Origin of the sequence: Nitratireductor kimnyeongensis, from assembly GCF_019891395.1 — a bacterium.
GTDB lineage: Bacteria > Pseudomonadota > Alphaproteobacteria > Rhizobiales > Rhizobiaceae > Nitratireductor > Nitratireductor kimnyeongensis.
Genome location: NZ_CP078143.1, coordinates 217,062 through 243,284 on the forward strand (window position 1 = coordinate 217,062; position 26,223 = coordinate 243,284).

Below are 26,223 nucleotides of genomic sequence, written 5' to 3' on the forward strand. Positions count from 1 at the left end.
TCCCTCCACCACCGCCCCATGGTCACCCGGAATGCCCCCCTCCTAAGGACCGGAACAAAAAAACCCGGCCGAAGCCGGGTTTGGGGTAAATGCGATCGAACTCTTGTTATCCGTGAACGGGGCTTACCATTTGACCTTGTAATTGGCCGATAAAATGCCAGCCCAACCGGAATCCACGGCATTGCCGATCTCGTTTCCCTTCGTTGCCTCGGCACTTGCGAGATAAGATAAAGCACCGCCCAGGCGGAGCTCCCCACCAAGCGAATCCTTCACGCTGACACCGGCGGCCAAAAGCCATTTGTCGGTGCGGAAGTCATAGCCGGTTGAGACGCCACGGTCCCACTGAAGACTGACCAGACCCGACACATTGTCTGTAAAGGCATGGCCCACGCCACCGGTGACAGTCCAGCCATCGCGCCAGTAATACTGGTTCTGGCTCGTCCCCACACCGGTTACATTGAGGTTCAGTGTTTCGTTCACCGACCAGTCAGTCCAACGAACGGAACCAAAGGCGAGCCAACCGGGTGCGATGCCGGATTGAACCTTCAGCTCCACGCTCTGCGGAAGTTCGCCGTCGCCGGCCGCAGGGACTGGAACGAAGACCCCGGGAGCCACCATCAGACTACCGCTGCCGGTCGCATCATGCGAAGTACCGGATCGATACATGAGTTCGGTACGGAACGCGATATCCGGTATCTCGTAAGCCAAACCGGCCCGCCAACCAACGGCACTGCTCGTGAGGTCAACGTGAAGCGCGCCCGCGCCACCCACGAAGTCATAATTGAACTTTTCAAGAAACGCGCCGCCCAAAACGGCAAGTCGCCCCTTCCCCATGTTCATGAACACGGCACAGGTCGCGCCGAACTCGGTAACGGTAAACTTCTCTGACAATTTTAAACTCGGCGCCGGTCCAAAGGGCGATTCATATGTAGAAGCCGCGCCATACACGTCCGTATAGGTGCCGGCGCAAGACAGGTTCTCCGTCACCTTGAATTTTACAGCACCGGAGGGAATGACATAGGTATCGAGATAGTCCGTCCCCACGAGCGCAGGGTTGGTCGATTTGGAGAATTTCTGCGTCGGCACGACAATGATCGCTCCTGCACGCATGTTAAAATTGCCATCCTCGTAAAGGATGTCGGTGTCAGCCGTACCTCGCGAAAAACCACCAGCCTGGGCTGAACCAATAGCCGCAGCCAGAACGGTCGTAGCCGATAGAATGCGAACCATACGCATGAGATCCCCTCTCCTCCAATTGCGGGTTCCAGAATAGCAGCGCCGCCCCGAACCTCAATTGTTACTGTACAGCTTGTCACACCTCACGCTTACGTTAACGTAATACTCCTATCGGATATTGTCGTGACAAGCTGTTCTTTGATGCTCAGCAAAGCAGCGAAGACCTTAAAATTCCCCTGAAAAGACACATTTTCGCTCCAGCGCATCTGCAAACTCGGTACAAGTTGCACAATAGCAACACCTCGCCGGGATTTCGCGAGATCGTCATAAATCGGTCGCGCGCAAAGTCGGCGATACGCGTCTTCCCTACCCGATCACGAATCATTGGCCCATAGAAAAAGCCGCGCTCACCTCGCTTGGTGAACGCGGCTTGTGAACCTCTCTCGAACGCTGGAACCGTTCCCGTCAGCCTGCTTCGTTCACACGGGCAAGCGCCACTTCGAGTCGCGCCTTCGCATCAGCGAACTCAGCGAGCTTCTCGCGCTCGGCGGCAACGATTTCCTGTGGCGCGTTCGCGACGAATTTCTCATTTCCCAGCTTCTTTTCCAGCCGCTGCATTTCGGCGTTGGTCTTGGCGATCTCCTTTTCGAGCCGGGCAGCTTCCGCCGACAGGTCGATCAGGTCACCGAGCGGCAGGCAGAACGTGGTGTCGCCGAGCACGATCTGTGCCGATCCTTTCGGCGCTTCGGTGCCGAAGCCAAGTTCCCCCACGCGAGCAAGACGCCGAATGGCCGGGTCATGCCGGGCAATACGCGCCCGTGTCGTTTCATCGGCACCGACGGCCACCAGCGGTGCCGTAGCAGAAGGCGGCACGTTCATTTCCGCGCGCACCGAGCGAATGCCGGACACCAGATCAACGAGCCAGTTGATGTCGGCGGCCGCATCCTCGTCCTCAAAGACTGGCGTCGGCCAGCGGGTTAGAGCCAAAACGCTTTCTCGGCCAGCATCCCCTCCCGTATGCGCCCAGAGTTCTTCGGTCATGAACGGCATCATTGGATGAAGAAGCTTGTAGGTTTCTTCAAGCACGTAGGCCGCACAGGCGCGGGCCTCAGCCTTTGCTGCCTCATCATCCCCTGCGAAGACAGGTTTCAGAAGCTCCAGATACCAGTCACAGAAGAGGCTCCACACAAACCGGTAGGCAGTTCCCCCAGCTTCGTTGAAGCGGTAGGTTTCGATGCTCTCGGTAATCCCTTTGGCAGCTCGCGTAAGCTCGGTCAGAATCCAGCGATTGATCGCGAGTTTCGCGTCGTCGGGGCGGAAGTTCTCGTCGCGCTTGACGCCGTTCATTTCGGCAAAACGCGTCGCATTCCAGAGCTTGGTGCCGAAATTGCGATAGCCAGCCACACGCGCCGGATCCAGCTTCACATCACGGCCCTGCGCGGCCATGATCGCAAGCGTGAAGCGAAGGGCGTCGGCGCCGTACTCATCGATCAACTCGAGCGGATCGATGACATTGCCTTTCGACTTCGACATCTTGGCGCCGTTCTTGTCCCGCACCAACGCGTGGACATAGACGGTGTGGAACGGCTCCTCCTCCATGAAATGCATGCCCATCATCATCATCCGGGCAACCCAGAAGAAGATGATGTCGAAACCAGTCACCAAAACAGAGGTCGGGTAGTACCGGGCGAGCTCAGGCGTCTTGTCGGGCCAACCCAACGTGGAAAAAGGCCACAGGGCTGAGGAAAACCATGTATCGAGCACATCCTCGTCGCGGGTCAGGATCTCGCCCGGCTTGAAATTCTCAAGCTTCTCTTCAACCCACGCCTTCCACGGCCCTTCGTGCGAGATATAGTGCTGGATCGCAGCCTCAAGCGCGGTTTCCTCGTCCTTTTCGACGAAGACCTGCCCATCCGGGCCATACCATGCCGGAATCTGATGGCCCCACCAAAGCTGGCGGGAAACACACCATGGCTGGATGTTCTCCATCCATTCGAAATAGGTTTTTTCCCAGGTCTTGGGAACGAATTTCGTGCGGCCTTCCCGCACAGACGCGATGGCCGTTTTCGCCAAGGTCTTCGCGTCCACATACCACTGGTCGGTCAGGAATGGTTCGATCGGCACACCCCCGCGGTCGCCGTGGGGCACCATGTGCTTGTGGGGCTCCACCTTTTCCAGAAGCCCTGCTTCGTCCATCATGGCGACAATTTTCTCACGCGCGTCGAAGCGATCGACACCGTCGAGCTCGGCGATCGTCCGTGCTAGCGGTGCATCCGCACCTTCCAGCCCTTCGAGAAAGGCCTCATTGCCCTTGAGCGTGATCGTGGCATCGGTTGCCATGATGTTGATCTGAGCCAGATCACGCCGCTTGCCGACTTCGAAATCGTTGAAGTCGTGCGCAGGCGTCATTTTCACCGCGCCCGTACCTGCTTCCGGATCCGGATAATCGTCGGCCACGATCGGGATGCGCCGGCCAACCAACGGCAAGAGCACGTTCTTTCCCACCAATTCCTTGTAGCGGGGATCGTCAGGATGCACTGCGACACCGGAATCGCCCAGCATGGTTTCGGGGCGGGTCGTGGCGACCACCACGTAGTCACGTGTTTCATAGCCATCCGGCTGGCCGTCCGACGGCCGCCAGGAGACCCGGTTGCCGTCATCATCCAGCTTGTAGGGATGCTCATAGGTCAGCCCGTCAGCCAGCGGATAGCGGAAATGCCACAGATGGCCGTTGGTCTCGATCTGCTCAACCTCGAGATCCGAGATTGCGGTCAGAAGCTTGGGGTCCCAGTTGACGAGACGCTTGTCCTTGTAGATCAGTTCCTGCTTGTAGAGCGAAACGAAAACGTCGACAACGGCCTTCGAAAGCCCCTCGTCCATGGTGAAGCGTTCACGAGACCAGTCGCAGGACGCCCCCAACCGCTTGAGCTGGTTCATGATAGCGCCGCCGGATTCGGCCTTCCATTCCCAGACCTTGTCGACAAATTTTTCGCGGCCCATGTCGCGGCGATGCTGCTGCCTCTCCATGAGCTGACGCTCGACAACCATCTGCGTGGCAATGCCTGCATGGTCCATACCGGGCTGCCACAGAACGTCCTTGCCGCGCATGCGTTCGAAACGCACCATGATATCCTGCAAGGTGTTGTTGAGTGCATGCCCCATATGCAGTGAGCCGGTTACATTCGGCGGCGGAATGACGATGGTGAAGGAGTCCGCACCCGCTTCCGCGCCGGCTCCGGCCTTGAAGGCATCCGCCTCTTCCCAGCGAGCGGCGATTTTCGGCTCGACGCTTGCCGCGTCGTAAGTCTTTTCAAGCATAAGGGTTTCCGCGCTATAGCAATCCCGGAAACATGGAAAGCGCCCCGCCGGAACTGCGTGGAATCAACAGTCGACCATTTCACGACCCATCAAGTGGCAGCAAAATGGAGGACCAGCAATCTGGTCTCTTCACAGGAAGGTGTAAAGCCGAAGGGTCAGGTCAAGTCAACCGGCAGGCAGCGCGGTCTAGCCGCCACGCGCAATCCGCTCGATCTCTTCGCGCACGAGGCGCTCGACAATGGTCGGCAGATTGTTGTCGAGCCAGTCTTGCAACATTGGCCTCAGCATGTCCTCCGCCATCTGGTCGAAATTCCGCCGCCGGCTGGCTTCAAAGGCTTCATTCAATTCACCGAACGCCGCTGCAACCTTGCGGCCGGTATATTCTGAAAGAATACCCTGCTTCGTCTCGTCAGTTCGCTCCGAGGAGGCTGGCGAACGCGCTTCATTCTGCCGCGCCCCGCTCTCCTCGCGGTCGGCTATGCCGGAAGAAGTCGGAGTACTTTGAACAGCTTCAACCTCGGCAAGCCGCTGCATCAGGCCTTTGTCGATTGTCGAAGCATACGATGATGATGAACCCGCCACTTGCGATCCCGATGGCCCAGCTTCGGTGACGGTCTCTTTGTCGGCCGTGTCTTGCAGCTCCGATTTGAAGTTTTCAACATCACCCGCAACATCATTCTGAGGTACGTCCTCAAGCGGAACCGGCCGGGAAAGTGAAACTTCGTCACGAACCGAGAGCGCCTGTAGGTTCTGTGGCTCTTCCTTCCGGGCGGCTTCACTTTGCTGGGCCGAATCCTCGTTGGCGGCGACAGTCTCCGCGCCCGCTTTCTCCGATGATGTCGCTGGGGGGGTGTCATTGTCCTCGATGATCCGACGGATCGAGGCGAGTATCTCCTCCATGGAGGGCTCGCGTTGACTCCCGTTTGAAGTCAGCGCCTCGACTGCTGCTTCCATCTTCTGCGCCCCGAAACCCTGTGACATCGTCAAACCTGCCGCCTCCAGCTGCGTCCGCCTCACCTGCCTGCCCGGAACGACGATTTCAGGTCCGTCCGGGCGCCGGAGCAGACGGTCGAATCATATAGAGAAGCGTAACCCACGGTCAGCCCTGTGAGAATCCCTGAGCCAACGCAGTTTCAGGTTGCACACAAGAATGCCGGGCTCGAAGGAGACCGGCATTCCGTCCGCACACATTTTTTTTCAGGGATGCCGGCCGAAACTCCGCCCGGATCAGTCAGCTGTCAGCGACCATCCGGCGTGCGCAGTCCGTACCATTTGTCTTTGACGGCCTGGTAGTGTTCTTCGGGACGATAGGCACTGACCTGAAGGCCCAGACGATTGGCGGAGAGCCGACCGGTCGCAGAAAGAATCGCGTAGCTGGCCACCACAATGTCGCGCTCTGCGCTGACCTGGTTGATCTTTGCGTCAATCACATCGGCCTGCGCATTCAAAACGTCTAGCGTAGTGCGCTGCCCCACATTGCGTTCTTCGATCACACCGTTAAGTGCCAATTGAGCAGCCTGCACGAGTTCACGGTTTGCCCCGAGGGACTCGCGCGCCGCCTGATACTGGCTCCACGCTGAAACCACCGCGGCGCGAACCTGATCCCGGCTGACATCCAGATTAATGCGCGCCTGACCGAGCGTTTCCTTGTTTTTGCGCACCTGAGCAGAAGCCTGGCCACCCTGATAGATCGGTACGGTCAGATTGAGTCCGATGCGTGCACTGTCACTCGATCCGTCGCTCGAGAGGCCTGGGGAAGTATCCTGATAGCTGTGCGACAACCCCACCGACCCGGAAAGCTGCGGCAGGAAAGCACCTTCGGAAGACTTTACACGGAACGACGCGGTGTCGATCTGATGTTGACGCGCCTTGATGACCGGATGCTCGGCAAGGCCGAGTGCAAGCGCACTGTCCAAATTCTTGGGAAGCAAATTCGTCAGAGGCCCGGCCGTTTTCAAGTTCTCGGGCGCATCGCCGATGAGCTGACGATAAACGGCTGAACTGGATGTTACCGCCGCGCGAGCTGCACTGAGCTGCGCCAGCGCTGCCTGCCGCCGCGCCTGGGCTTGCGCCACATCGGTGCGCGTCCCCTCGCCCACATCGAAACGCGAGCGGGCCGAACGGACCTGTTCTTCCAGAAACTCCAGGTTCTGCGCCCTTAACGCCGCTATCTGGCGGTCACGGATCACGTCCATATATGCGCTGGCAGCGTTGAACAGCGTGTCGAGCTCCTGATTCCTCAGCGCCTCATTGGCAGCCCGGACGGACGCCTCGGCAGCCTCGACATTGTTGCGCGTCTGGAAACCATCGAAAATTGGCTGTGTAAGCGAGACGCCGAATTCGCCGGTGCGAATGTCCGTGCCGTCATTATGGGTCAATGCAAGCGACGCCGTACCCTGAACCCGCGGCCGCATGCCCGACTTCGCGATGGCAACATCTTCATCGGTGATCCGAACGCCTGCACGTTCCGCATTGAGCGTTGAATTGTTTTCGTAAGCCTTTGCCAGAGCACCCAGAATGGTCTCGGCGGAAACGGTGACGGGCGTTGCAATCAACGCAGAAGAGGCCACAAGGGGGATAAGGAAACGACGGTAAAAAGGCACGATCTGTCAACCTCGAACTGTTATTGGCAGCCGCGTCCTTCAGGACACCACCACACCGACTTATATGTTCCGGTATTCCAACCGGTGACCACGCCCGGGAGACGATCACAACACCACGTCCCCCACCCCCAAATCAGGCGCTCTTTAAAAAGATGTTACATCAAACCATTGATCAATTCCGTTGCATGAAAGCAACAAGTCTCACCTCAAAAAATGAACACCGGCTCTTCTTGGAACCCGGGCAGTGGTCTGACTGCCAGATTGAAGGCAGGCCGGCTTGAAACGATGCCGTCATCCTTCACGAAAAGATGTGCCTGAGCTGCATTGCCTTGCCCGATGACCGCGACGAGACGTCCACCATCGCGCAATTGATCCAGAAGGTTCTGGGGAACACGGTCCACAGCCCCGCCGACAAAGATCACATCGTACGGAGCATCGTCTGCATATCCGCCCTGCAAGTCGCCGCCAACGACAGCGACATTGACACAACCAAGTTCGTTGAGCGCCTCTGTCGCCATTCCCGAGAGCCCCTCGTCGCGTTCCAACGCGACGACAAAGCTGGCGAGACGTGACAGCACGGCTGCGGAATAGCCTGTGCCCGAACCGACATCGAGAACCACATCGCTGGACTGAACGTCAGCAAGTTGAACCAGCTTACCGAAGGCTGCGGGTTCCATCAGATAGCGTGCGCCGTTTCCTTCGGCAGCCGAGGCGATTTCGATGTCCTCGTCGATATAGGCGAGCGCCTTCTTGCGTCCTGGCACAAAGGCTTCGCGCGGAATCTCACCCATCGCCTCGAGAAGCGCGCTGCTTGTCACATCGGACGTCCGCAACTGCCCTTCCACCATATTGGCGCGCTGCTGGGAGAAATCGATTGTCATACGTCTGATCCCGAAGCCCGTTTTCGCACGATCGAGTGAAGAGGTTTCCCACTTCGGCGAAAACAACGATTTGAACGGTTTGCTAACGGCTGCCGCCGCCCCTGTCAATCGCTCGAGGCCAGCCAGTCGTGGACCACTGACACACACGGAAATTCCAATTGGCATCCGCGGAAACAACAGGCCCCACCGGCGGCCAACAGGACGACGCGATGGGCGAGCACTCACTCAGCCGGGCAGTGGAACGAATTCCTGGTCGTCTCCCTGCGGCAGGTCAAAAAGGCCCCTGCCCCAGTTAGCCTTGCGCCAGTCCTCCTTGGCCGCTTCTATGCGTTCCTGCGAGGATGCCACGAAATTCCACCATATGTACCGTGGTCCGCTCATTGTGGCGCCGCCCAGCACCATCATGCGAGCGCCGTTTGCTCCCGCTTGTACTGTAATAGGATCGCCAGGGCGGAAAACCATCATGCGCCCGGCTTCGAAGACCTGTCCTGCGACAGATATTTCGCCTTCGGTGACGTAAATGCCCCGATCCTCATGGCCGTCCGGCAGTGGAAAGCGCGCACCGGCATCCAGTTTCACATCAGCATAGAACATATCACTATAGACAGACGCCGGTGCTGTTTCGCCGTAGGCGCGTCCCAGAATGAGCCGCAAGCGCACGCCATCATCGCCGATTTGAGGAAGTGTCTCTTTTCCGTGGTGTTCAAAAACGGGGGACGCGTCTTCCATGGCCTCTGGCAGTGCCACCCAGGTCTGAATGCCAAAAAGACTGTGTGGCCCCTGCCTTGATGCAGCACTCGTACGCTCCGAGTGAGAAACGCCCCGCCCGGCAACCATCCAGTTCAGCGCGCCGGGGTGAATGACCTGATCTGAGCCAATGCTGTCGCGATGGTGAAAATCGCCGCGAAACAGATAGGTCACGGTGGCCAGTCCGATATGCGGGTGCGGCCGGACATCGATCCCCTGGCCGGTCAGAAATTCCGCAGGTCCCGCCTGATCGAAGAAAATGAACGGCCCGACCATCTGTCGCCGCGGCGCAGGCAGCGCTCGTCGCACCTCGAACCCGCCAATGTCGCGCGCCCGTGGTACGATCAGCGTTTCGATGGAATCGGCCTCGATATCATCAGGACATCCCGGCGTGAGAGCAGGATTCCAGCTCATGGCAGCACCCTTCGCAGCAAGCATTCTGTTTGAGAAAGACTACCACTTAGCTCGGCGCCCTGGAATGTCGGTCCTATTGACAGTGCGTTACCTTCCTTTGACCTCAATCTTTCACGGGTCCGAGCCCGCGCCCTGAAGTGCCGCCGGCGTGGACACGAATGCCGTCCGCGTGACCCGCAGGAGTATCCCGGTAAGTCGAATTCATGAATTGCGTTCGGAACAATATCCGGCACCGTTTTCGTTCCTGGAAACTGGCTGGCAAGACATGATGAAAGCATACCTTTCCATCGCATTCCTGTTTCAGCTGATGCTGATCGCTCCTGCTGTCGCCCTGAATCTTGAGGTCTGCAATTCAGGCCAACAGACGGTTTTCGTTGCTCACGCGGAATCCCCCTTGAATTCACCTTACCGGGCCGTCGGCGGATGGACGCAACTGACATCGCGCAAATGCTGGAAGCGCGAAGCGCCGAAAATGGACAGGATGTCGGTCCTCGTGGCCTATATAGACAAAAGGGGACGGCTTGGTGCCGTTCCTTTCAATCCTGATTTCCGGGTCGGAGGGCAATACCCGCTTTCTCGAGGCCCCTATTCATTTTGCATCCATCCCAAGGATGGCTTTTTCCGCCCCCGGGCCCGACCGGGCGGCAAGCACTGCCCGAGCGACATGGTTCCCGCCAAGTTTCCGTTCTACATTGCAGGGAAACGAACCTCAGGCAGTCTTGCCAAACTGTATGTATCTGTGGAGCCGGGCACGCTCCACGAGGATTACGCGGTCATCCCCTGGGAGCCTGCGAAAGCCCCTCCCGACCCGCAGGAAGAACGCTACGCGGATGCAGGCAAGATCGATCTCTTGCGCGGTCCGAGCGCGCGACAGATCGAAGCGGCCGAATACAAGAATCTTCAGTTTCGCCTGCAACTTGCCAACGCCCTGATTCTAAAAGATGCGAAGCTCAAGATTCACGCGCTCGATCTGGACAAATGCCTGTCCACCAAAAACGGACCATTCTATTGCCGGTACAAGCTTGATGCCCGGATAGAAGCGTCGAAGGACATGCGCCCGATGGCCCAGCTGCTAAACCTCGGGTTTCTCTTCAAAGGCTACTACTGGTCGTCCTTCACCGTAAGCCGTGGTCGCTGGGTGATCGAGAAGCAATATGAGGGCTGCAGGCTTTCGGATGTGGATATCAGATGCTGGAGGCACAAATAGGGCGGGAGAGAGCCAATGGCATGATTCGCTCAATGCGCCGCGCATAGCGCAGATCCGCGGGGCTGGCGCGAGAGAAAATGACCGCCGCCCAACGTTTCATATTTACCGGGGATGAAGAAAAATTGGAGGCCTCGCCCGGAATCGAACCGGGGTGCAAGGATTTGCAGTCCTCTGCGTAACCACTCCGCCACGAGGCCATGCCGCAAGCGGCAACGGGCTGTTCAATAAGTTGCGTCCATTTCCCCGTCAAGCGGGCAAATGTGATTGCCGTGAAAATAACCGGGGAGACGGGACGTTTCCCATAAGAACGCTCCGATGAAGGATCATGCGCCGTGCCGTCCTTCTCTACGCCTGTTCCACCATACGGTGACCTTGCGCCTTTGGCGACGGACGGATGCGATGTCGTATGACAGGATGAGCAATCCAAGCGGGATCATCCAGAACCCGAGTACGGGCAGAAATCCGAACAGTCCCAGAACCACAAGCAGGCAGCCCCCGCCGATTCTGGCGAACCGTGAGCGCGGTATGGGGATGCGTTTGCCCATCAGAGAGACCGAGGGGCGCCCGTTGTTCCCGGCGTTCGGATCTGAGTTTCCATTAGCCATGCGTTGTTCCATCGCCCTCTGGCGGTTCATCAATATTGCCTACCCTGCAAATGCCGGACCTTCCATATGCGTTGCGAAATACGTCAATGGGAGGGGCCTGCTGAAAAAAAGCTAGAAAATCGCAATTGGCGCTTTGCAAAGCTGAATTTGGTTTGCTATAGGCTCGCTCACTCGCACGAGCACAGGCATTCCCCGGTAGCTCAGTGGTAGAGCAACCGGCTGTTAACCGGTTGGTCGCTGGTTCGAATCCGGCCCGGGGAGCCACTTTTCAAAAGACATCTGATATCACACCAGAGGCCTTTCGGCTCGGTTGCATTCGCCGTGTATTGGCGGCATTCGCGTACGGATCGCCCCGCCGGGGCCTTCGATCCCTCCACCAATCCGGGTCGGCGCGAACAGTCAGCATTTCAACAACGTTTCATCCTGCATGGTTCCGGTCTAGGATGAACCTTGGCCAAGCCTACTTGTCTGCTCAGCTGTGCGGGGATTCTTCTTGCCTGAAATCGAGTTGAAGCTTTTGCTGGAGCAACAGCAAGTGCCCAGCACACTTGCGCGCATCGAGCAATTGCCCCCTGCCATACGAAGGATACGCGGCACACGGCAGCTGCACAGCCTTTATTTTGACACGCCGGATGGAGTCCTGCGCAACAACGGGATTACGCTGCGCCTGAGGTGCACCGGCACGCAGTGGGTGCAAACGGTCAAACTCAATGGATCCATAAAAGGTGGTCTGTCCAGGGTCACAGAAATCGAGGGCGCGATTCCTGAGGGCGTGGTTTCGGTCGATGCAATCGACAACCGGAAGGTCCGAGACCATATCAAAGAGCTCGTTGAGAACACGCAACTCCAAACGGTTGCCGAAACCCGCATACGGCGCACGCAGATCGATCTTCATCTCGACGACGGCACGAGGGCCGAAGTCGCGCTCGACAGCGGCGCCGTGAAAGCGGCAGGGCGCAGCGCGCCTCTCCATGAGCTCGAAATCGAACTGATCGACGGGCAGCCGGCTGGTCTCTTCCGGAGCGCGCGCATGATTCTCCCGGATGGCGCATTGCGATTTTCCCGCTATTCGAAAGCGGCACGCAGTGTGCTCCTGGCCGAACACGGCTATGTCGAGCCCCCAGCCTCGCCCCGCAAGGCCCTGCGCGTCCCGATAACGCGGAAAACCCGCGGCGGCGAAGCAGCGCAAGAGATATTGCAGGAATGTCTGGCGCAGATTTCAGCAAACATCGAGGCTGTCCGGCAGTCCGAGGACGTGGAGGGGCCGCATCAATTGCGCATTGGTCTTCGAAGGTTGCGCAGTGCGCTCTCGCTCTTCGACCAGATGATCGGGCGGTCCATCTCCAACCAGTTCGCCAAGGAAGCGCGCTGGTTGGGCCACGAGGTTGGGCGGTTGCGCGATCTTGACGTTGTCCTCGATGATATCGCCCGGCCTTTCTATAGAGACGTTCCCCAGGAACCCGGCGCGAACCTCGTTCTGAACACCCTTGAACGGCACACTCGTGATGTGCGAGCCGATCTTCGGCACACCCTGTCGTCGGAACGCGTGAACGTCTTTTTGCTGGATCTCTCCGAATTGATCCAGACAGGTCTTAGTGCCCCCTCGAGGCCCGACCGAAAGCTTAAAGATTTGGCCGACGAAAAGCTCTGCAAGCGATGGAACCACCTCCTCGCGCGCGCAGAAGGGATCGAGAATTTCACCACAGATCAGAAACATGGGCTACGAAAGGCGCTGAAAAAGCTCCGCTATGCCATAGAGTTTCTCGGCCCGCTCTACGCGCCCGCCAGCGTGAAGCGAATATCCAGCCGGTTGAAAGCATTGCAGGCGATGTTCGGAAGCTTGAACGACGTGGCTGTGACCGAACTCACACTCAACAAGCCGCCGCTCGCCTCGATCAATGACCCGTCCGCTCAACGCGCCATCGGCCGGTTGTTGGGGGCCTGTGAGACGCGCAGTGTGTATGATTGGCCGGCGACGATCGGAGACTGGAAGCGATTGCGGGCATCCCCGCCTTTCTGGAAGCATCATCAGCCCTAGACCCATGAGATGCGGCAACAGTGTTGCGCACGCCTTCCTTCTCCCTCATGCCGAACACAGATTCGTGAGCCAACGGAGATCGGCGGAACGTTTTTCGATCGCACCGATTGTACTTAACACATCAAATTCGGGCGGTAGCAAATGAAACAGCCTACTGAGGCAAGGCCTCCGACATCTCTGGCCACCTTATCAAAGGCGCTTCCAGGCGACATTGTTGCGGCCCTGGACCGTTTCAGCGCTATGGAGGGCGCGGGCATGACCCGTGAGCAAGCCCTTCTCACGGCGCTCAGAACATGGTCTCATTCACGCGGTCTGCTAAAGACGGACGACGGCGGCAGCGAGGGCTTGCGGCCCGAGCAACTCAACGCCACAAACGATGATTGATCCTTTTGCGCATGAGAGACCCCATGCCCTCCGACGATGAGCGCCCGGTGCTGCTCCTGTTTCGACACGATCTGCGTGTTGGCGACAATCTCGCCCTCTGCGCCGCAGCAGCAACAGGGCGTCCGGTTGTCGCCGCCTTTATCCTTGACGAACAAAGCGAGGGCGCCCGACCAATAGGCGGCGCACGCCGCTGGTGGCTGCACCACAGCCTGACCGCACTGAGAGAAGCGCTCGAAAGGCTCGGATTAAATCTGGTGCTTCGCATGGGACCCATCGTGGAGACAGCCACTGCGCTGGTTGAGGAAGTGCATGCAGGCACCGTCTTGTGGAACCGGCGTTATGATCCCGCCGGCATCGCAATCGACACCCGGTTGAAAGCCATTTTCAAGGAGCGCGGCATCGAAACAGACAGTTTCTCCGGGCACCTGCTTCACGAGCCCAGGCGTCTCAAAACCGCTTCCGGAGGTCCCTACAGGGTTTTCACGCCTTTTTGGCGCTCCATGGTGGACACCATCCAGCTGCGTCCGCCAGCCGACCCGCCAGAAACGATCACCCCCTATGAGGGCCATTTGCCGGGCGATTCGCTTGAAGACTGGGGCCTTCTTCCAAAGAAGCCTGATTGGTCGAAAGGTCTTGGCGAAAACTGGAAACCGGGTGAGGCTGGCGCATGTGAACGACTGGCAGACTTCATGGATGGAACCGGCGAAAATTACAAATCCCGTCGCGACTTCATGGCCGAGACTGGCACCTCGGGCCTCTCACCACATCTGGCGCATGGAGAGATCACCCCTTTTCAGATCTGGCAGGCTTTGGAAGGCGAAAGCGACATCGGCGGGGAGGATCTGCAAACGTTTCGCAAGGAGATCGGCTGGCGTGAGTTCTGCTGGCACCTCCTGTACCACAATCCGCAGCTCGCCACGGAAAACTACAATCGCGATTTCGACGCCTTTCCATGGAGCGAAAACCCCGAGGCGCTCGAAAAATGGCAGCGCGGCGAAACCGGTTACCCGGTGGTCGATGCGGCTATGCGCCAGCTTTGGCAGATCGGCTGGATGCACAATCGGGCGCGGATGGTCGTCGCCTCGTTCCTCGTAAAACATCTAGGCATTCATTGGCGTGAAGGCGAGGAGTGGTTCTGGGACACCCTGGTCGATGCCGACCCCGCCTCCAACCCGGCCAATTGGCAATGGGTGGCTGGATCCGGAGCCGATGCCGCACCGTTCTTCCGCATCTTCAATCCCGTTCTTCAGGGCGAAAAATTCGATCCGAAGGGAAATTACGTGCGCCGATACGTGCCCGAACTGGCCGCCCTCCCGGACAAGCACTTGCATCAGCCGTGGAAAGCTTCCGAAAACGCTCTTGAGAAGGCCGATGTGGAACTCGGTCAGACCTATCCACGCCCGATGGTCGATCACAAAACTGCCCGCGAACGTGCGCTCGACGCCTATAAATCGCTCAAGAATGCCGGCTGATTATGCCTGTCTGCCGGATTTCCTGGAGATGAAATCCGCAGCCACGCGCATCTCCCGAAGAGGCCGCACCTTTGCAGTACACGCCTGATAGGTTGGGTGCGCCTTATACGCCGCGAGTGCGGCTTCGTCGCGGAATTCTGCATAAACGATCACATCCACCTCGGTGCCGATTTGATCGACTTTGCGGTTGAGGCCAATCTCAAAAAAGTCGGAATGCGGAATGGCCGCCAGCATGCCAAGCCCCTCGGCAATCCGCTCCACGTCTGCCTCATCCTTGGCACTGAAGAAAACGATGTGTCGAATCACGGGCTTGCCTCCTGAAATCGTGCCCGCAGATCGCGCCGTACCATCCGAATGTCAATGCAGCGTCACGTCGCTGGAGCGGAATCAATACCTCAACACCGTCGAGCAAAACCCTGTTTCGTAGAACAAAAAGGCCGAGCACATGGCCCGGCCCCTGGAAACTTCCTCTCTAAAGCGCAATGCGATAGAGGGCGAAGCCCTCCTGCCCCTCGCCCGCCGGTTCAATCGAAACCCCCTCGACGCTGGAAGCGAATTCCGCGCCTTTCGGTCCCGTTTCGAACAGGACCGATGTGTCCGGCAATGGTTTGAACGCCCAGTTGGCATCGGCCGTCGGATTGATCGTTCCCTGTTCGACGATATAGCGCACGATCACGTCACGGTTCGTATCTGGCGCAGCAAAGATCACCTTGTCCGGGCCGATGCCGGGGAAGTTTCCACCGCCCCCACCGCGGTAATTGTTCGTCGCGACGATGAATTTCTGAGCCGGCTCAATGGGCAGGCCATTGAATTGCAAGTCGACGATACGGCTTGCCTCCGCGTTGAGAAGCTCGCCCTTGGATGAATATTTGGGCGGCTGCGACAGGTCGATCCGATACGTCACACCGTCGATCACATCAAAGTTATAGGAGGGGAAGGACGGGTCGAGCAGCGGCTGGTCCGCCTTGCCCGGTTCCACCTGGTTAAAAATTCCGGCGGACATCTCCAGCCATTCCTTCACATCCGCGCCCGTCACGAGAACGGCCTGAACCGTGTTTGGATACAGATAGAGATCGGCCACATTCTTGATGGCCACATCGCCGGCCGGCGCGTCCGTATAATAGTCGGGGCCGCCGCGACCGCCCGCCTTGAAGGGCGCTGCCGCCGAAAGGACCGGCAGATCCTTGTACTCGCCGTCCTTCAGCATGTCGGTGATATACCAGGTTTGCGCCTGGCTCACGATCTGCACGGAGGGATCGTCGGCCACCAGCGCGAAATAGGAATGCAGCGGCGCAGACGTCTTGCCCACAGCCGTGCGCACATATTTCAGGGTCGCCTCATGGTCTTCGCGCACCGCCTCCTCGACCTCGGCCTTGCTCTCGACAAGCGGCTCGGTCTGACGTTCCACACGCTTGAAAATCGGACGCGCCTCGGATGCCGCATTCACCACCACCCAGCTCTGCCCGTCTCGTTCAAGAAGCAGGTCGATAAGACCCAGATGCGAGCCCCAGAAACCGCCCATTACGGCCGGTTTGCCCGCAATCGTGCCCTTCGTATTGTCCGCGCCTTCGACGCCCTCGAACTTCGGACCGGGAAAGTCGAGATGGCTGTGACCGGTTACGATAGCGTCGATGCCCTCAACGCCCGCAAGCAACAAAGACGCATTTTCGAGGTTTTCCTCATATTGTGCCGGGCCGATACCGGAATGAGACAGCCCCACCACGATGTCGGCGCCCTCCTCGCGCATCTGCGGCACCCAGGCCTCCGCCGCGCGAACGATGTCGCGCGTCATCGCCTTGCCGGTCAGATGTTTGGAATCCCAGTTCATGATCTGCGGCGGCACAAAGCCGATCAGTCCCACACGGATGGGATGTTCCGTCCCGCTGCCGTCCTTCACCATCCTGTCCAGGATCACATAGGGTTTCAGGAACAGCTCATCGTCGCGTCCGTTTGCGGCAAGCTGCCCTTTGGTCAGGTTGGCACAGACAAAGGGAAAATTGGCGCCCGCAAGCACCTTGAACATGAAATCGAGCCCATAATTGAATTCATGATTGCCCAACGTCGAGCAATCATAGCCCAGCGTGTTCATGCCTTTGATCACCGGGTGAATGTCCCCCTCGCGCATGCCCCGCTCATAGGCGATATAATCCCCCATCGGGTTGCCCTGCAGGAAATCGCCATTGTCGACGAGGATCGAGTTTGTCGCCTCGGCGCGGATCGCATCGATGATCGATGCGGTGCGGGCGAGCCCCATCGTGTCATTGGGCTTGTCAGCGTAGTAATCGTAGGGAAAGACATGCACATGCAGATCGGTGGTCTCCATGATGCGCAGATGCGCCTGGTTGGCCGAAGCTCTGGCTGAAAATGGGTGCATCAGCACCAGAGAACCTGCAGCAACCGACCCAGCTAAGAACGAACGGCGGGACATGGAAGCGTTTGCGGACATCATGATCGTCTCTCCTTGGCCTTTGAAAAAGAACCGGCGAAGGAGCATGATTGCGCCGTCGCGTTGAGACTTCCAGCAAAATCTCATGACACCGGCGTGACACGGGTCAGGACCGCTCGATGAAGGCCTCCTGTCGTGTTCTGAACAGCATTCTGGCAGCGTTTCCCGCAGCCTCTTTGCAGCGGTGCCGCGCGGTCACGGGGGAGAGATGCAATGAGCGATGAAGCAGACAACCGCAGAAAGACCTATGCCTCGCCACCGTGTTTCATGCACGAACTTGCCGGTGGGGCCGATACGTCACAGGAAGATGCTTGGCCGGAAGTTCGCCGCTGGCGCAAGGCCACGCGCGAGCACCTGATCGCCGAGCGCCTGGCAATCCCGGCCGCCGAACGTACACGCCTTGCCGAAGAGATCGCGCAGAAGCTTGAAAGGCTCATCGGCGATCCTTCAGGCCGCGTGGTTGGCCTCTACTGGCCGTTTCGCGGTGAACCGGACCTGCGCCCCTGGCTCGCGTCTCTGCATGATCGCGGTGCTGTGCCAGCCCTTCCGGTCGTCGTTCAGAAAGCCGCGCCCCTCACCTTCCGCCCCTATCGCCCGGGAGACAGACTTGAACGCGGGGTCTGGAACATTCCCGTTCCTGCAGTCGACAAGGAAATCATGCCCGATATCATCGTCTCTCCGCTGGTGGGTTTCGATGCGGCCAACTACCGGCTGGGCTATGGCGGTGGATTTTATGACCGGACCATCGCCGTCCTCCCGAAACGGCCGCTGCTCATCGGCATCGGCTACACCTTCGCGGAAGTGCCGACGATCTACCCGCAGCCCCACGACATTCCCATGAACCACATTGTTGTTGCCGGCTGATTGCCCCACCGTCACGCCATCTGCGGCTTCAATCCCATACCGGTCCGGTCCACCACCTCGCGCAGCGCAAAAGCGGAATTGATCTTGATCACATGGGGCATGCCTGTCAGCCACTCCTTGTGAACCCGCTCGTAATCCTGAAGGTCACGCGCCGCGATGCGCAGTATGTAGTCATATTCGCCAGACATGAGATGGCAGGACACCACATTCGGACAGCGCTGCACTGCCGCTTCAAACTCGCTGAGCGTGCGTTCAAACTGCCCCGAAAGCGAGATATGAACAATGACTGTAACACCGTGCCCGAGGGCTGCATTTGAAAGCCGGGCATGATATCCCTTGATAACGCCGCTTTTTTCGAGATTATCGAGGCGGCGTGAGCAGGCCGACTGGGACAGTCCCACTTTCTCCGCCAGCGCGGAATTGGAAATTCGCCCATCCTTCTGTAGAACTTCCAGAATGGCGATATCAATCCTATCAAGGGCCATTATTCGAAGATCCTCCCGTTCGGCTCTTATTTTACGCAAAAAATAGCGAAAAATCGAGCGCAACGCAAATAACTTCGCAAGGACGTTCGGCCGTTTTTGTGGTCTCATCCATTGAGCCAGAAAATTCGCCACAATGCCCGGAGGAAACGCCCATGCGCGTCGGCTGCCCGAAAGAGATCAAGAATCACGAATACCGTGTCGGCCTGACGCCCGGTTCAGTGCGCGAATATGTGGCACACGGTCACGATGTGCTGGTGGAAACCGGCGCGGGTGCAGGCATCGGCGCCGATGACAATGCCTATCGCGCCGCCGGTGCCACCATTGCCCGATCGGCTGAGGAAGTGTTCGCCAAATCGGACATGATCGTCAAGGTCAAGGAGCCGCAGCCCGCCGAATGGGTGCAGCTGCGTGAAGATCAGATCCTCTACACCTATCTTCATCTGGCTCCGGATCCCGACCAGACGCGCGGTCTCATCGATGCCGGTGTCAGCGCGATTGCCTACGAAACGGTGACCGACGCGCGCGGCGGCCTCCCCCTCCTCGCCCCCATGTCCGAGGTCGCCGGTCGCCTTGCGATACAGGCTGGTGCCACCGCCCTTCAGAAGGCCAATGGTGGACGCGGCGTTCTGCTTGGCGGCGTTCCCGGCGTTCTTCCCGGCAAGGTAGCCATCATCGGCGGCGGCGTGGTCGGCCTCAATGCGGCCAAGATGGCGGTCGGCCTCGGTGCCGATGTCACCATCATCGACCGTTCCATCCCCCGCCTGCGCGAACTGGATGACATTTTCAATGGCCGCGTCCACACGCGCTACTCCACCGTTGAGGCGCTGGAGGAAGAGTGCTTCTCTTCCGACGTCATTGTCGGTGCCGTGCTCATTCCAGGCGCTGCAGCGCCCAAGCTGGTCACCCGCGAAATGCTCTCCGGCATGAAGAAGGGCGCCGTACTGGTCGACGTCGCCATCGATCAGGGCGGCTGCTTCGAAACCTCCCACGCCACCACGCATTCCGATCCCACCTATGAGGTCGACGGCATCATCCATTACTGCGTGGCCAACATGCCCGGCGCCGTGCCCGTCACTTCTGCACACGCATTGAACAACGCCACTCTGCATTATGGCCTTCAGCTTGCTGACAAGGGCATCAAGGCACTTGTCGACGATCAGAACCTGCGCAATGGCCTCAACGTGCACAAGGGCCGCATCACCAATCAGGCCGTTGCCGAAGCGTTGGGCTACGAAATGGCCGAGCCAAAATCTGCGCTCGCTGCCTGACCATACACGATCTGCGTCCAACATAGCCCGCCGGAAACGGCGGGCTTTTTACTGCGCGGGGTTCAATGTGAATGCGGTCAGGCCCGGTCTATCCGCACCTGGTAGCAGTTGTATTGCGCCGAACGCATGTGCAGATAGGCAATATCGTCACGTTGAAAAAGTTCGTGCGCCCGCGTGCAGATATCCTGCTTCGGTGTCACTGCTCCCGTACCGTAGACGATGCGGTCGTCATGACCGTAACCGCGCAGCAGCCACTCCGTGCGGGCGCGAAACAGTTCAGGCATGACATCACTGTCCGGTGCCCGTTCGCATGCCTCCGCACAGAGGAAAATCGGCCCTGTCTCGGCATAGGGCTGGGTTTGCGGAAACGGCCGATACGCCAGGATAAGATAGGGTTTGCCCTCGGGGACCGAACGCAGGCAATGGCGACAGGGAACACCATTGCCGTCCGATAATCTTCGTTCGGGCTTCATTCCATAGGCATCAGGCCCCCCTTTTTGAAAAGCCTCGGCTTCATCGCTTCCCATGGCCACAAACTTGATCAATCCCATGACAGGTCTCCTTCAAAAAATGATGGAGACGAGCTTGCCTGCTGGAACCGCGGCTGCCACCCGAATCCGGCAAAATCCACCTGTTGCACGCCCCTGTCACCCCCTTGGAAGCCCCTTGTCAGCGCAAGAAATCGTCGACGCGCCGCAGGGTCACGCGTCTATTGCGCCAGTTCTCGTTAGGCGTGGGCACCAGGAGGAATTCCTCGCCATAGCCGACCGTCTCCAGCATGCGCGCGGGCACGTTGAACTCGCGCACCAGAACGTTCCGCAGTGAGGCGGCACGGCGTTCGGAGAGTTGCTGGTTGTAGCTGAAAGACCCGACCGCATCTGTGTGCCCTTCAAGAAGCACAATGGCCCCCGGCCGCTGGCGACGCAACTGCCGCAAAGCGTTGGCGATCTCCTCGACCTTCCGGAACTGCGAGTAAGGAATCTCCGCTGAATCGAAGCCGAAATTAATCGCCTGAATGTCGATGGAAGGCGCACGACGGCGCAGATCCGGCCGGCGTTTCAGCTCGCGCACAGTAACTCGGTCCTGCGAGCGTACGCGCTGGGTTGGAGCTGCCTCCAGGCTTCGCTGAATGCGAGATGCCGATGGCATGGAGGATTGCGCCATGGCCGCATCCGGCAACAGGGTCGCCGCAAAGACGGCCCCAAGCATCTGACGGCGGTTCAACATGGAAAGCTCCTTTCAGGAAACAGGTTCGTCCGTTCCGGCAATCTTTGTCCAAGACTGCTGAATTCAGGATGAACGTGCCGTTGCCTGTCTTTCAGCCTTCCTTCCCTGTCACGACTTGTGTGTCTTCACGACCGCCCCATTCACTCCAGGATCCGTCATAAAGCCGGTTGTCCGTGTGTCCCAGAGTTTCTAATGCCAAGGTGATCGCCGCCGCCGTCACACCGGAGCCGCACGATGTAACCACAGGTCGGTCGAGATCGACGCCTGCCTGCTCGAACAGCGCCCGCAGCTCTTGAGGCGCCCGCAGCCTGCCATCCCGTGAAAGCTCGGAAGCAGGCACGTTGCGTGCTCCCGGCATGTGGCCGGAGCGCATGCCTGAGCGCGGCTCTGGGTCTTCCCCCGTGAACCGCCTCGCAGGGCGCGCATCGGCAATCTGCGCCGATCCGTCTTCAACGATCTTCCGCACGGCATCGATGTCGGCAACGCGCGTTTCATCCAGCGCAGCGTTGAAAACGGAGGGAGCAATCTTGGTAGGCTCGTTGGTCAGCGCGCGCCCCTCGGCGCGCCAGCCGTCCAGGCCGCCATCAAGAACCCGCACATCCTCGGCGCCCATGATCCGGAACATCCACCAAACACGTGGTGCTGAGAACAGACCCGGCCCGTCATAGACAACGATCGTGTCCGACTTCGAGATACCCATGGCGCTCACATGCCGCTGAAAGGTTGCGGCATCTGGCAGCGTATGCGGCAGGTCCGAAACGGCATCCACCACCGCGTCCTGATCAAAAAAAACGGCCCCTGGTATGTGGCCTGCCTCATACTCCCGTTTCGCATCTCTCCCCTGTGCCGGCAAATACCAGGATGCATCCACGATGGAGAGGCCGGGTTTATCCAGCCGCTCCTCCAGCCATGCGGAGGAAATGGTAAATTGGGTTGTTTCACTCATGCGATCCTCGCAATCTCAATTTGCCGGCAGAGGGCCGAAACGAATACGGAAGCGGCGGTTCTCCCGCCCCTTTTTCTCGATCTTTCCGATATGGATCTCCCCGACTTCGGCCGTATTCGCAACATGCGTGCCGCCGCATGGCTGGCTGTCGACACTCGCCTCATCGCCAATACAGACAAGCCTGATGCGCCCTGCCCCTCGCGGCGGACGCACATTCTTCGATTTCACCAGCCTCGGATTGGCATCCAGTTCTTCCTCGCTGATCCAGCGCGTGAAGACAGGATGTTTCCCGTTCACCAGCTCCATCAGCCTGGCGCTGACATCCTCCTTGGTGACGCTGGCATCGGGTAGATCTAGATCCACCCGCGAATCGGCCTCATTCACCGAAGCGCCCGTGATTGGAAAAGGGCAGATCACGCTCAGAAGATGGCAGGCCGTATGCATCTGCATCAACTTGAACCGGCGATCCCAGTCGATCGCCAGCTGCAATGTCTCGCCCACTTCCGGAAGCCCCTGCTCGGCGGCCGGCACGTGGATGATCTCATCCTTCGTTTCTCCGGTCACTGTCGCGGCAATCTGGATAGCCGAGCCATCCTCGCGGACAAAGCGCCCGGTGTCGCCCGGTTGTCCACCAGACGTGGCGTAGAAGATGGTCCGGTCCAAAAGAATTCCGCCGCGATCATTGATACCGATGACACGCGCCGCACCTTCGCGCATATAGGCATCATCTCGAAAAAGCGCCTCCGTCTGCACCATCAGGAAACCTCCTCGAAAGGAACGTGGATTTCCGGAGATCGATCCATCCATTCAGGAACCGGCAAGCCCTTTTCACGCAGGAATGACGGATTGAAGAGCTTGGACTGGTAGCGCGTTCCGTAATCGCAGAGGATCGTCACAATCCGATGCCCAGGCCCCAGCTCGCGCGCAAGCCGAATGGCGCCGGCAATATTGATCCCCGTCGAGCCGCCGAGGCACAGCCCCTCCTCCTGCACCAGATCAAAGACGATAGGCAGCGCCTCGTCGTCGGGGATCTGGAAAGAGAAATCGGGCGCAAATCCATCCAGATTGGCCGTGATGCGCCCTTGCCCTATACCTTCGGTGATGGACGTACCCTCGGATTTCAATTCCCCTGCAGTGTAGTAGCTGAAAAGCGCCGCACCCATTGGATCGGCCAAAGCCACCTTCACATCCTTGCTCTTCCCGCGTAGGCCTTCTGCCACTCCGGCCAGAGTCCCCCCCGTGCCCACGGCCGAAACGAAGCCGTCAATCTTGCCACCCGTCTGTTCCCATATTTCTGCGGCGGTCGTACGCACATGACCTTCGCGATTTGCTGCATTGTCAAACTGATTGGCCCAGATGGCACCATTGGGCTCCGATTTTGCGAGCTGTGCTGCAAGGCGCCCCGAAACCTTCACATAGTTGTTTGGATTCTTGTAAGGGACCGCAGGCACTTCGATCAGCTCTGCCCCCAGCACCCGCAATGCATCTTTCTTTTCCTGGCTCTGGGTTTCAGGGATGACGATCACGGTGCGATAGCCAAGCGCCTTGGCCACCACGGTCAGACCGATGCCGGTGTTACCCGCGGTTCCTTCCACGATGACGCCGCCCGGCTTCAGGAGCCCGCGTTTCTCCGCATCACGGATGATGAAAAGACCTGCCCTGTCTTTCACCGACTGGCCTGGATTCATGAACTCGGCCTTGCCGAAAATCTCGCAACCCGTTTCCTCCGAAGCCCGCTTCAAGCGGATCAGCGGGGTATTGCCAATGGCGTCCACAACCGAGTTTTTCATGGCATCCTCTTTCGATTTTTACGGAAGTTAGAAAGCCCGCAGCGGCGTTGCAAGGTGGGATTTTGCGCAATAGGGCAAAAGCAAGCAAAGCAGTCGCTTGTCGCCTGGCTCCGCAAACGTTTTCCGTGTGTACTGCCTACAAGATACTTTTCAACATGCGCATCGCCCGATAAACCTGCCCAAAACTGGAGGGGATTGGGATGGCGCTTTACCGGGCCAATCCAAAGGATGGAGTAGCATGGATCACCGGTGCCAGCACCGGGATCGGGCGTGCGCTTGCGGTGCGTCTTGCCAGCCAGGGATACACGGTCGCCGCCACCGCCCGCGCCGAAGACGGCCTTTCCTCTATCACCCGAGAAGCAGAACATCTTGAGGGGCGGATATTCGTTTTCCCTTGCGACGTGATGAACGAAGCAGGAATGGAGCGCACAGTTGCGCAGATCGAAAAAAATCTCGGCCCGATAACCTTGGCCGTCTTCAATGCGGGAACATATCTGCCCGTGCGGGGTGACCGGCTGGAAACCACCAATTTCGTTCGCAGTTACCAGATCAATGTTTTTGGCACATTGCACGGCCTGATTCCGGTCTCCGATCGGATGCGTGACCGCGGCTTCGGCCACATCGCGGTCATGGGCTCTGTCACCTCATTCTTCGGAATGCCGTCCGCTGCCGCTTATGGGTCCACAAAAGCCGCGCTCAACAATCTCGTTGAAGGGTTGCGCTATGATTTCGAGAAGCTCAACATCCGAACCCAGATCATCAATCCGGGCTTTGTCGCCACACCGCTCACCAAGAAGACAAATTTTTCGATGCCCGCGCTTTTGACAGCATCCGAGGCTGCCTGCCGCATCGATAGAGGCCTTCACAAGGGCGGGTACGAAATCACCTTCCCAAAGCGACTGGTCTGGCCACTCAAATTTCTCCGGCTCTTTCCGTCCTCTTTCATCTTTTTTGTCATGTATCGCCTGACGGGCTGGAATACGCGCGCCACAGGGCCACGCAAGAAATCAGGCAAACGCATCCGCGCCAGAACCTGATCTCAGTCGGTGCGCGCCCGTTCCACCTCTGGCGGCGCATCCTTGCAGGCCAGGTATATCGCCAATGAAAGCGCAATCAGGGCCGCGTAGAAAACGAACAGGGTCTGATACGCTGCCACCGGGTCGCCAGGCACGGTTGATACCGATACAACGCCGCCGGTAAGAAACTGCATCACCCCGGCGCCCCCCACTGAAAAGAAGTTCAGCAGCGTCACGCCGCGCCCCGTCAAATGGGCAGGAACAAACGCCCGACCATGCGCCATCAACAGGCCATAGCTCGCGCCGCACAGGCCTATCACCACGAAGGCGGTTGTCGTCGTGACAATGGACGAGACCGGGGTGATGGCCACAAACGCAATCGCCATAAGACCGATGAAGTTTCCCCCGACCGCGACCCATTTGCGCGTGCGAAAAAAAACATCCAACGGTCCGTAAACAAGGCCTCCGGCCGACATGGCAAGCGCCATGAACAGCGTTGCTTGCCCGATCATCAGCGCGTCCGCGTTATAGACGTCAGAGAGATAAGGCCCTGCCCAAAGTCCGCGAATGCCTGCAGCCGGAGCGTAGTTCAGGGCGGTCAACGGCAGGATGGGCCAGAGCACACGCAGGCTCAGGAGTTCGCGATAGCCTTTGAACCCGAGTCCGGCTTCCCGTTCGGGCACCCCTGCCGCTTCAGGATCCCGGACAAGAAAATGGATCGCGATACCAGTAAGAATCGTGAAAAAAGCCAGCCCGCCCATCACGCTTCGCCAGCCAAAAGCTTCTGCCGCAGCAGCCATCGGCGCAGACCCCACCACATTGCCGAGCGTCCCGAAAGCAACCAGCCAAGAGATGAGGATGGTGAGCCGTCCCGCCGAAAAGGACTTTGCGAAAATGAACACCGAAGCCATTAGAACGGCGGAACATCCTGCCCCATTGAGTGCCATGGCAAGAATGATGGTGCCGGGCGTCGGCGCCAGCGCAAACATAAGCGCGCCACCTCCGCCACAAACCGTTAGCAGAAATGCTGCCGTACGGCGCGGGCCGTAGCGGTCTAGTGAGACACCCACCACAAACTGCATAAGGGCGAAAACGACGAACCAGGCCCCCGACGCCATCGATAGTTCGGCCTTGGTGGCGCCCAGTTCGGTCGTCAAAGCCGGTGTCAGGACAGCCAGAAACGACCGATAGAATTGCGACAGGACATAGCCGATCGCCAGAGCCGCAAGACCGATCATCGTTTCGCCATTCCCTCCCGCGCAGGCAACAAAGCCAGACAGACTTGGCCTAAACGAACAGGCCATCGGCGACAATTGGGCCAGACCGGCCTATCGGC

The 26,223-nt window shown here is 58.8% G+C and carries 23 protein-coding genes and 2 tRNA genes; 8 read left to right on the forward strand and 17 right to left on the reverse strand.

What is annotated here, in order from left to right:
* Positions 1-123: 123 nt before the first annotated feature.
* From KW403_RS01005 to KW403_RS01030, 6 genes are all read right to left on the reverse strand, one after another.
* Positions 124-1,236, reverse strand: coding sequence for an OmpP1/FadL family transporter (locus KW403_RS01005; protein WP_223020940.1), 1,113 nt, complete (start codon positions 1,234-1,236; stop codon positions 124-126).
* A 405-nt stretch (positions 1,237-1,641) separates the two neighbouring features.
* Positions 1,642-4,494: a valine--tRNA ligase gene (locus KW403_RS01010; RefSeq protein WP_223020941.1), complete on the reverse strand. Its 2,853-nt coding sequence runs from the start codon at positions 4,492-4,494 to the stop codon at positions 1,642-1,644.
* A 186-nt stretch (positions 4,495-4,680) separates the two neighbouring features.
* Positions 4,681-5,475, reverse strand: a complete 795-nt coding sequence (locus KW403_RS19420; RefSeq protein ID WP_281425681.1) for a PopZ family protein — start codon at positions 5,473-5,475, stop codon at positions 4,681-4,683.
* A gap of 257 nt (positions 5,476-5,732) precedes the next feature.
* Positions 5,733-7,097, reverse strand: a complete 1,365-nt coding sequence (locus KW403_RS01020; RefSeq protein ID WP_223020942.1) for a TolC family outer membrane protein — start codon at positions 7,095-7,097, stop codon at positions 5,733-5,735.
* A 206-nt stretch (positions 7,098-7,303) separates the two neighbouring features.
* Positions 7,304-7,978, reverse strand: coding sequence for a protein-L-isoaspartate O-methyltransferase family protein (locus tag KW403_RS01025; RefSeq protein WP_223020943.1), 675 nt, complete (start codon positions 7,976-7,978; stop codon positions 7,304-7,306).
* A gap of 225 nt (positions 7,979-8,203) precedes the next feature.
* The gene (locus tag KW403_RS01030) at positions 8,204-9,139 is read right to left on the reverse strand and encodes a pirin family protein (RefSeq protein WP_223020944.1); all 936 of its coding nucleotides are present in this window, start codon (positions 9,137-9,139) and stop codon (positions 8,204-8,206) included.
* Between the two features lie 265 nt (positions 9,140-9,404).
* Here KW403_RS01030 and KW403_RS01035 point away from each other — a divergent pair, with 265 nt between their 5' ends.
* Positions 9,405-10,346, forward strand: coding sequence for a hypothetical protein (locus KW403_RS01035; protein ID WP_223020945.1), 942 nt, complete (start codon positions 9,405-9,407; stop codon positions 10,344-10,346).
* 123 nt (positions 10,347-10,469) lie between these two features.
* Here KW403_RS01035 and KW403_RS01040 read toward each other — a convergent pair.
* Together KW403_RS01040 and KW403_RS01045 are read right to left on the reverse strand one after the other, a co-directional pair.
* Positions 10,470-10,543: transfer RNA gene (locus tag KW403_RS01040), tRNA-Cys, on the reverse strand.
* A 126-nt stretch (positions 10,544-10,669) separates the two neighbouring features.
* Positions 10,670-10,951, reverse strand: coding sequence for a hypothetical protein (locus KW403_RS01045; protein ID WP_223020946.1), 282 nt, complete (start codon positions 10,949-10,951; stop codon positions 10,670-10,672).
* Positions 10,952-11,140: 189 nt separating this feature from the next.
* Here KW403_RS01045 and KW403_RS01050 point away from each other — a divergent pair.
* From KW403_RS01050 to KW403_RS01065, 4 genes are all read left to right on the forward strand, one after another.
* Positions 11,141-11,215: transfer RNA gene (locus KW403_RS01050), tRNA-Asn, on the forward strand.
* Between the two features lie 229 nt (positions 11,216-11,444).
* Positions 11,445-12,989 carry a CYTH and CHAD domain-containing protein gene (locus KW403_RS01055; protein ID WP_223020947.1) on the forward strand — a complete coding sequence of 515 codons (1,545 nt, stop codon included), beginning with the start codon at positions 11,445-11,447 and terminating at the stop codon, positions 12,987-12,989.
* Between the two features lie 255 nt (positions 12,990-13,244).
* On the forward strand, positions 13,245-13,373 hold the full coding sequence (locus KW403_RS19425) for a hypothetical protein (RefSeq protein WP_281425622.1): 129 nt from the start codon (positions 13,245-13,247) through the stop codon (positions 13,371-13,373).
* Positions 13,374-13,396: 23 nt separating this feature from the next.
* Complete coding sequence (locus KW403_RS01065) at positions 13,397-14,845, forward strand: cryptochrome/photolyase family protein (RefSeq protein ID WP_223020949.1); 1,449 nt, start codon at positions 13,397-13,399, stop codon at positions 14,843-14,845.
* On the opposite strand, the gene KW403_RS01070 is transcribed toward KW403_RS01065, so the two are convergent.
* Complete coding sequence (locus tag KW403_RS01070; RefSeq protein ID WP_223020950.1) at positions 14,846-15,151, reverse strand: Dabb family protein; 306 nt, start codon at positions 15,149-15,151, stop codon at positions 14,846-14,848.
* Positions 15,152-15,317: 166 nt separating this feature from the next.
* Positions 15,318-17,291 (reverse strand): bifunctional 2',3'-cyclic-nucleotide 2'-phosphodiesterase/3'-nucleotidase, encoded by a 1,974-nt coding sequence (locus KW403_RS01075; RefSeq protein WP_223022384.1) that lies wholly within the window; start codon positions 17,289-17,291, stop codon positions 15,318-15,320.
* 213 nt (positions 17,292-17,504) lie between these two features.
* On the opposite strand from KW403_RS01075, the gene KW403_RS01080 reads away from it, so the two are divergent.
* A complete protein-coding gene (locus KW403_RS01080; protein WP_223020951.1) occupies positions 17,505-18,155 on the forward strand; it encodes a 5-formyltetrahydrofolate cyclo-ligase in 651 nt (216 codons plus the stop codon).
* 11 nt (positions 18,156-18,166) lie between these two features.
* On the opposite strand, the gene KW403_RS01085 is transcribed toward KW403_RS01080, so the two are convergent.
* Entirely contained in the window at positions 18,167-18,640 is a 474-nt protein-coding gene (locus KW403_RS01085; protein ID WP_223020952.1) for an Lrp/AsnC family transcriptional regulator, read from the reverse strand.
* 152 nt (positions 18,641-18,792) lie between these two features.
* Between KW403_RS01085 and ald the strand changes: the two genes are divergently transcribed.
* Complete coding sequence (gene ald, locus KW403_RS01090; protein ID WP_223020953.1) at positions 18,793-19,908, forward strand: alanine dehydrogenase; 1,116 nt, start codon at positions 18,793-18,795, stop codon at positions 19,906-19,908.
* Between the two features lie 77 nt (positions 19,909-19,985).
* Here the strand turns inward: ald and KW403_RS01095 are convergent, their stop codons facing one another.
* From KW403_RS01095 to KW403_RS01115, 5 genes are all read right to left on the reverse strand, one after another.
* The gene (locus tag KW403_RS01095; RefSeq protein WP_223020954.1) at positions 19,986-20,459 is read right to left on the reverse strand and encodes a DUF1203 domain-containing protein; all 474 of its coding nucleotides are present in this window, start codon (positions 20,457-20,459) and stop codon (positions 19,986-19,988) included.
* A 118-nt stretch (positions 20,460-20,577) separates the two neighbouring features.
* Complete coding sequence (locus KW403_RS01100) at positions 20,578-21,135, reverse strand: OmpA family protein (protein ID WP_223020955.1); 558 nt, start codon at positions 21,133-21,135, stop codon at positions 20,578-20,580.
* A gap of 91 nt (positions 21,136-21,226) precedes the next feature.
* Positions 21,227-22,081 carry a 3-mercaptopyruvate sulfurtransferase gene (gene sseA / locus KW403_RS01105; RefSeq protein WP_223020956.1) on the reverse strand — a complete coding sequence of 285 codons (855 nt, stop codon included), beginning with the start codon at positions 22,079-22,081 and terminating at the stop codon, positions 21,227-21,229.
* A 15-nt stretch (positions 22,082-22,096) separates the two neighbouring features.
* A complete protein-coding gene (locus KW403_RS01110; RefSeq protein ID WP_378596698.1) occupies positions 22,097-22,837 on the reverse strand; it encodes an alanyl-tRNA editing protein in 741 nt (246 codons plus the stop codon).
* Positions 22,837-23,871 (reverse strand): cysteine synthase A, encoded by a 1,035-nt coding sequence (locus tag KW403_RS01115; protein ID WP_223020957.1) that lies wholly within the window; start codon positions 23,869-23,871, stop codon positions 22,837-22,839. Before KW403_RS01115 ends, KW403_RS01110 begins: the two co-directional genes overlap by 1 nt.
* A 200-nt stretch (positions 23,872-24,071) precedes the next feature.
* Between KW403_RS01115 and KW403_RS01120 the strand changes: the two genes are divergently transcribed.
* Complete coding sequence (locus tag KW403_RS01120) at positions 24,072-24,908, forward strand: SDR family NAD(P)-dependent oxidoreductase (RefSeq protein ID WP_223020958.1); 837 nt, start codon at positions 24,072-24,074, stop codon at positions 24,906-24,908.
* Between the two features lie 2 nt (positions 24,909-24,910).
* Here KW403_RS01120 and KW403_RS01125 read toward each other — a convergent pair whose 3' ends face one another.
* Positions 24,911-26,125, reverse strand: coding sequence for an MFS transporter (locus tag KW403_RS01125; protein WP_223020959.1), 1,215 nt, complete (start codon positions 26,123-26,125; stop codon positions 24,911-24,913).
* Positions 26,126-26,223 lie beyond the last annotated feature (98 nt).

Coding starts and splice junctions, on each gene's coding strand:
- KW403_RS01035 (WP_223020945.1), top strand. CDS start 9,405: ATGATGAAAGCATACCTTTCCATCGCATTCCTGTTTCAGCTGATGCTG.
- KW403_RS01100 (WP_223020955.1), bottom strand. CDS start 21,135: ATGTTGAACCGCCGTCAGATGCTTGGGGCCGTCTTTGCGGCGACCCTG.
- KW403_RS19420 (WP_281425681.1), bottom strand. CDS start 5,475: ATGTCACAGGGTTTCGGGGCGCAGAAGATGGAAGCAGCAGTCGAGGCG.
- KW403_RS01080 (WP_223020951.1), top strand. CDS start 17,505: ATGAGCGATGAAGCAGACAACCGCAGAAAGACCTATGCCTCGCCACCG.
- KW403_RS01115 (WP_223020957.1), bottom strand. CDS start 23,871: ATGAAAAACTCGGTTGTGGACGCCATTGGCAATACCCCGCTGATCCGC.
- KW403_RS01095 (WP_223020954.1), bottom strand. CDS start 20,459: ATGGGATTGATCAAGTTTGTGGCCATGGGAAGCGATGAAGCCGAGGCT.
- ald (WP_223020953.1), top strand. CDS start 18,793: ATGCGCGTCGGCTGCCCGAAAGAGATCAAGAATCACGAATACCGTGTC.
- KW403_RS19425 (WP_281425622.1), top strand. CDS start 13,245: ATGACCCGTGAGCAAGCCCTTCTCACGGCGCTCAGAACATGGTCTCAT.
- KW403_RS01125 (WP_223020959.1), bottom strand. CDS start 26,125: ATGATCGGTCTTGCGGCTCTGGCGATCGGCTATGTCCTGTCGCAATTC.
- KW403_RS01075 (WP_223022384.1), bottom strand. CDS start 17,291: ATGTCCGCAAACGCTTCCATGTCCCGCCGTTCGTTCTTAGCTGGGTCG.
- KW403_RS01110 (WP_378596698.1), bottom strand. CDS start 22,837: ATGGTGCAGACGGAGGCGCTTTTTCGAGATGATGCCTATATGCGCGAA.
- KW403_RS01025 (WP_223020943.1), bottom strand. CDS start 7,978: ATGACAATCGATTTCTCCCAGCAGCGCGCCAATATGGTGGAAGGGCAG.
- KW403_RS01005 (WP_223020940.1), bottom strand. CDS start 1,236: ATGCGTATGGTTCGCATTCTATCGGCTACGACCGTTCTGGCTGCGGCT.
- KW403_RS01045 (WP_223020946.1), bottom strand. CDS start 10,951: ATGGCTAATGGAAACTCAGATCCGAACGCCGGGAACAACGGGCGCCCC.
- KW403_RS01120 (WP_223020958.1), top strand. CDS start 24,072: ATGGCGCTTTACCGGGCCAATCCAAAGGATGGAGTAGCATGGATCACC.
- KW403_RS01030 (WP_223020944.1), bottom strand. CDS start 9,139: ATGAGCTGGAATCCTGCTCTCACGCCGGGATGTCCTGATGATATCGAG.
- KW403_RS01010 (WP_223020941.1), bottom strand. CDS start 4,494: ATGCTTGAAAAGACTTACGACGCGGCAAGCGTCGAGCCGAAAATCGCC.
- KW403_RS01065 (WP_223020949.1), top strand. CDS start 13,397: ATGCCCTCCGACGATGAGCGCCCGGTGCTGCTCCTGTTTCGACACGAT.
- KW403_RS01085 (WP_223020952.1), bottom strand. CDS start 18,640: ATGGCCCTTGATAGGATTGATATCGCCATTCTGGAAGTTCTACAGAAG.
- sseA (WP_223020956.1), bottom strand. CDS start 22,081: ATGAGTGAAACAACCCAATTTACCATTTCCTCCGCATGGCTGGAGGAG.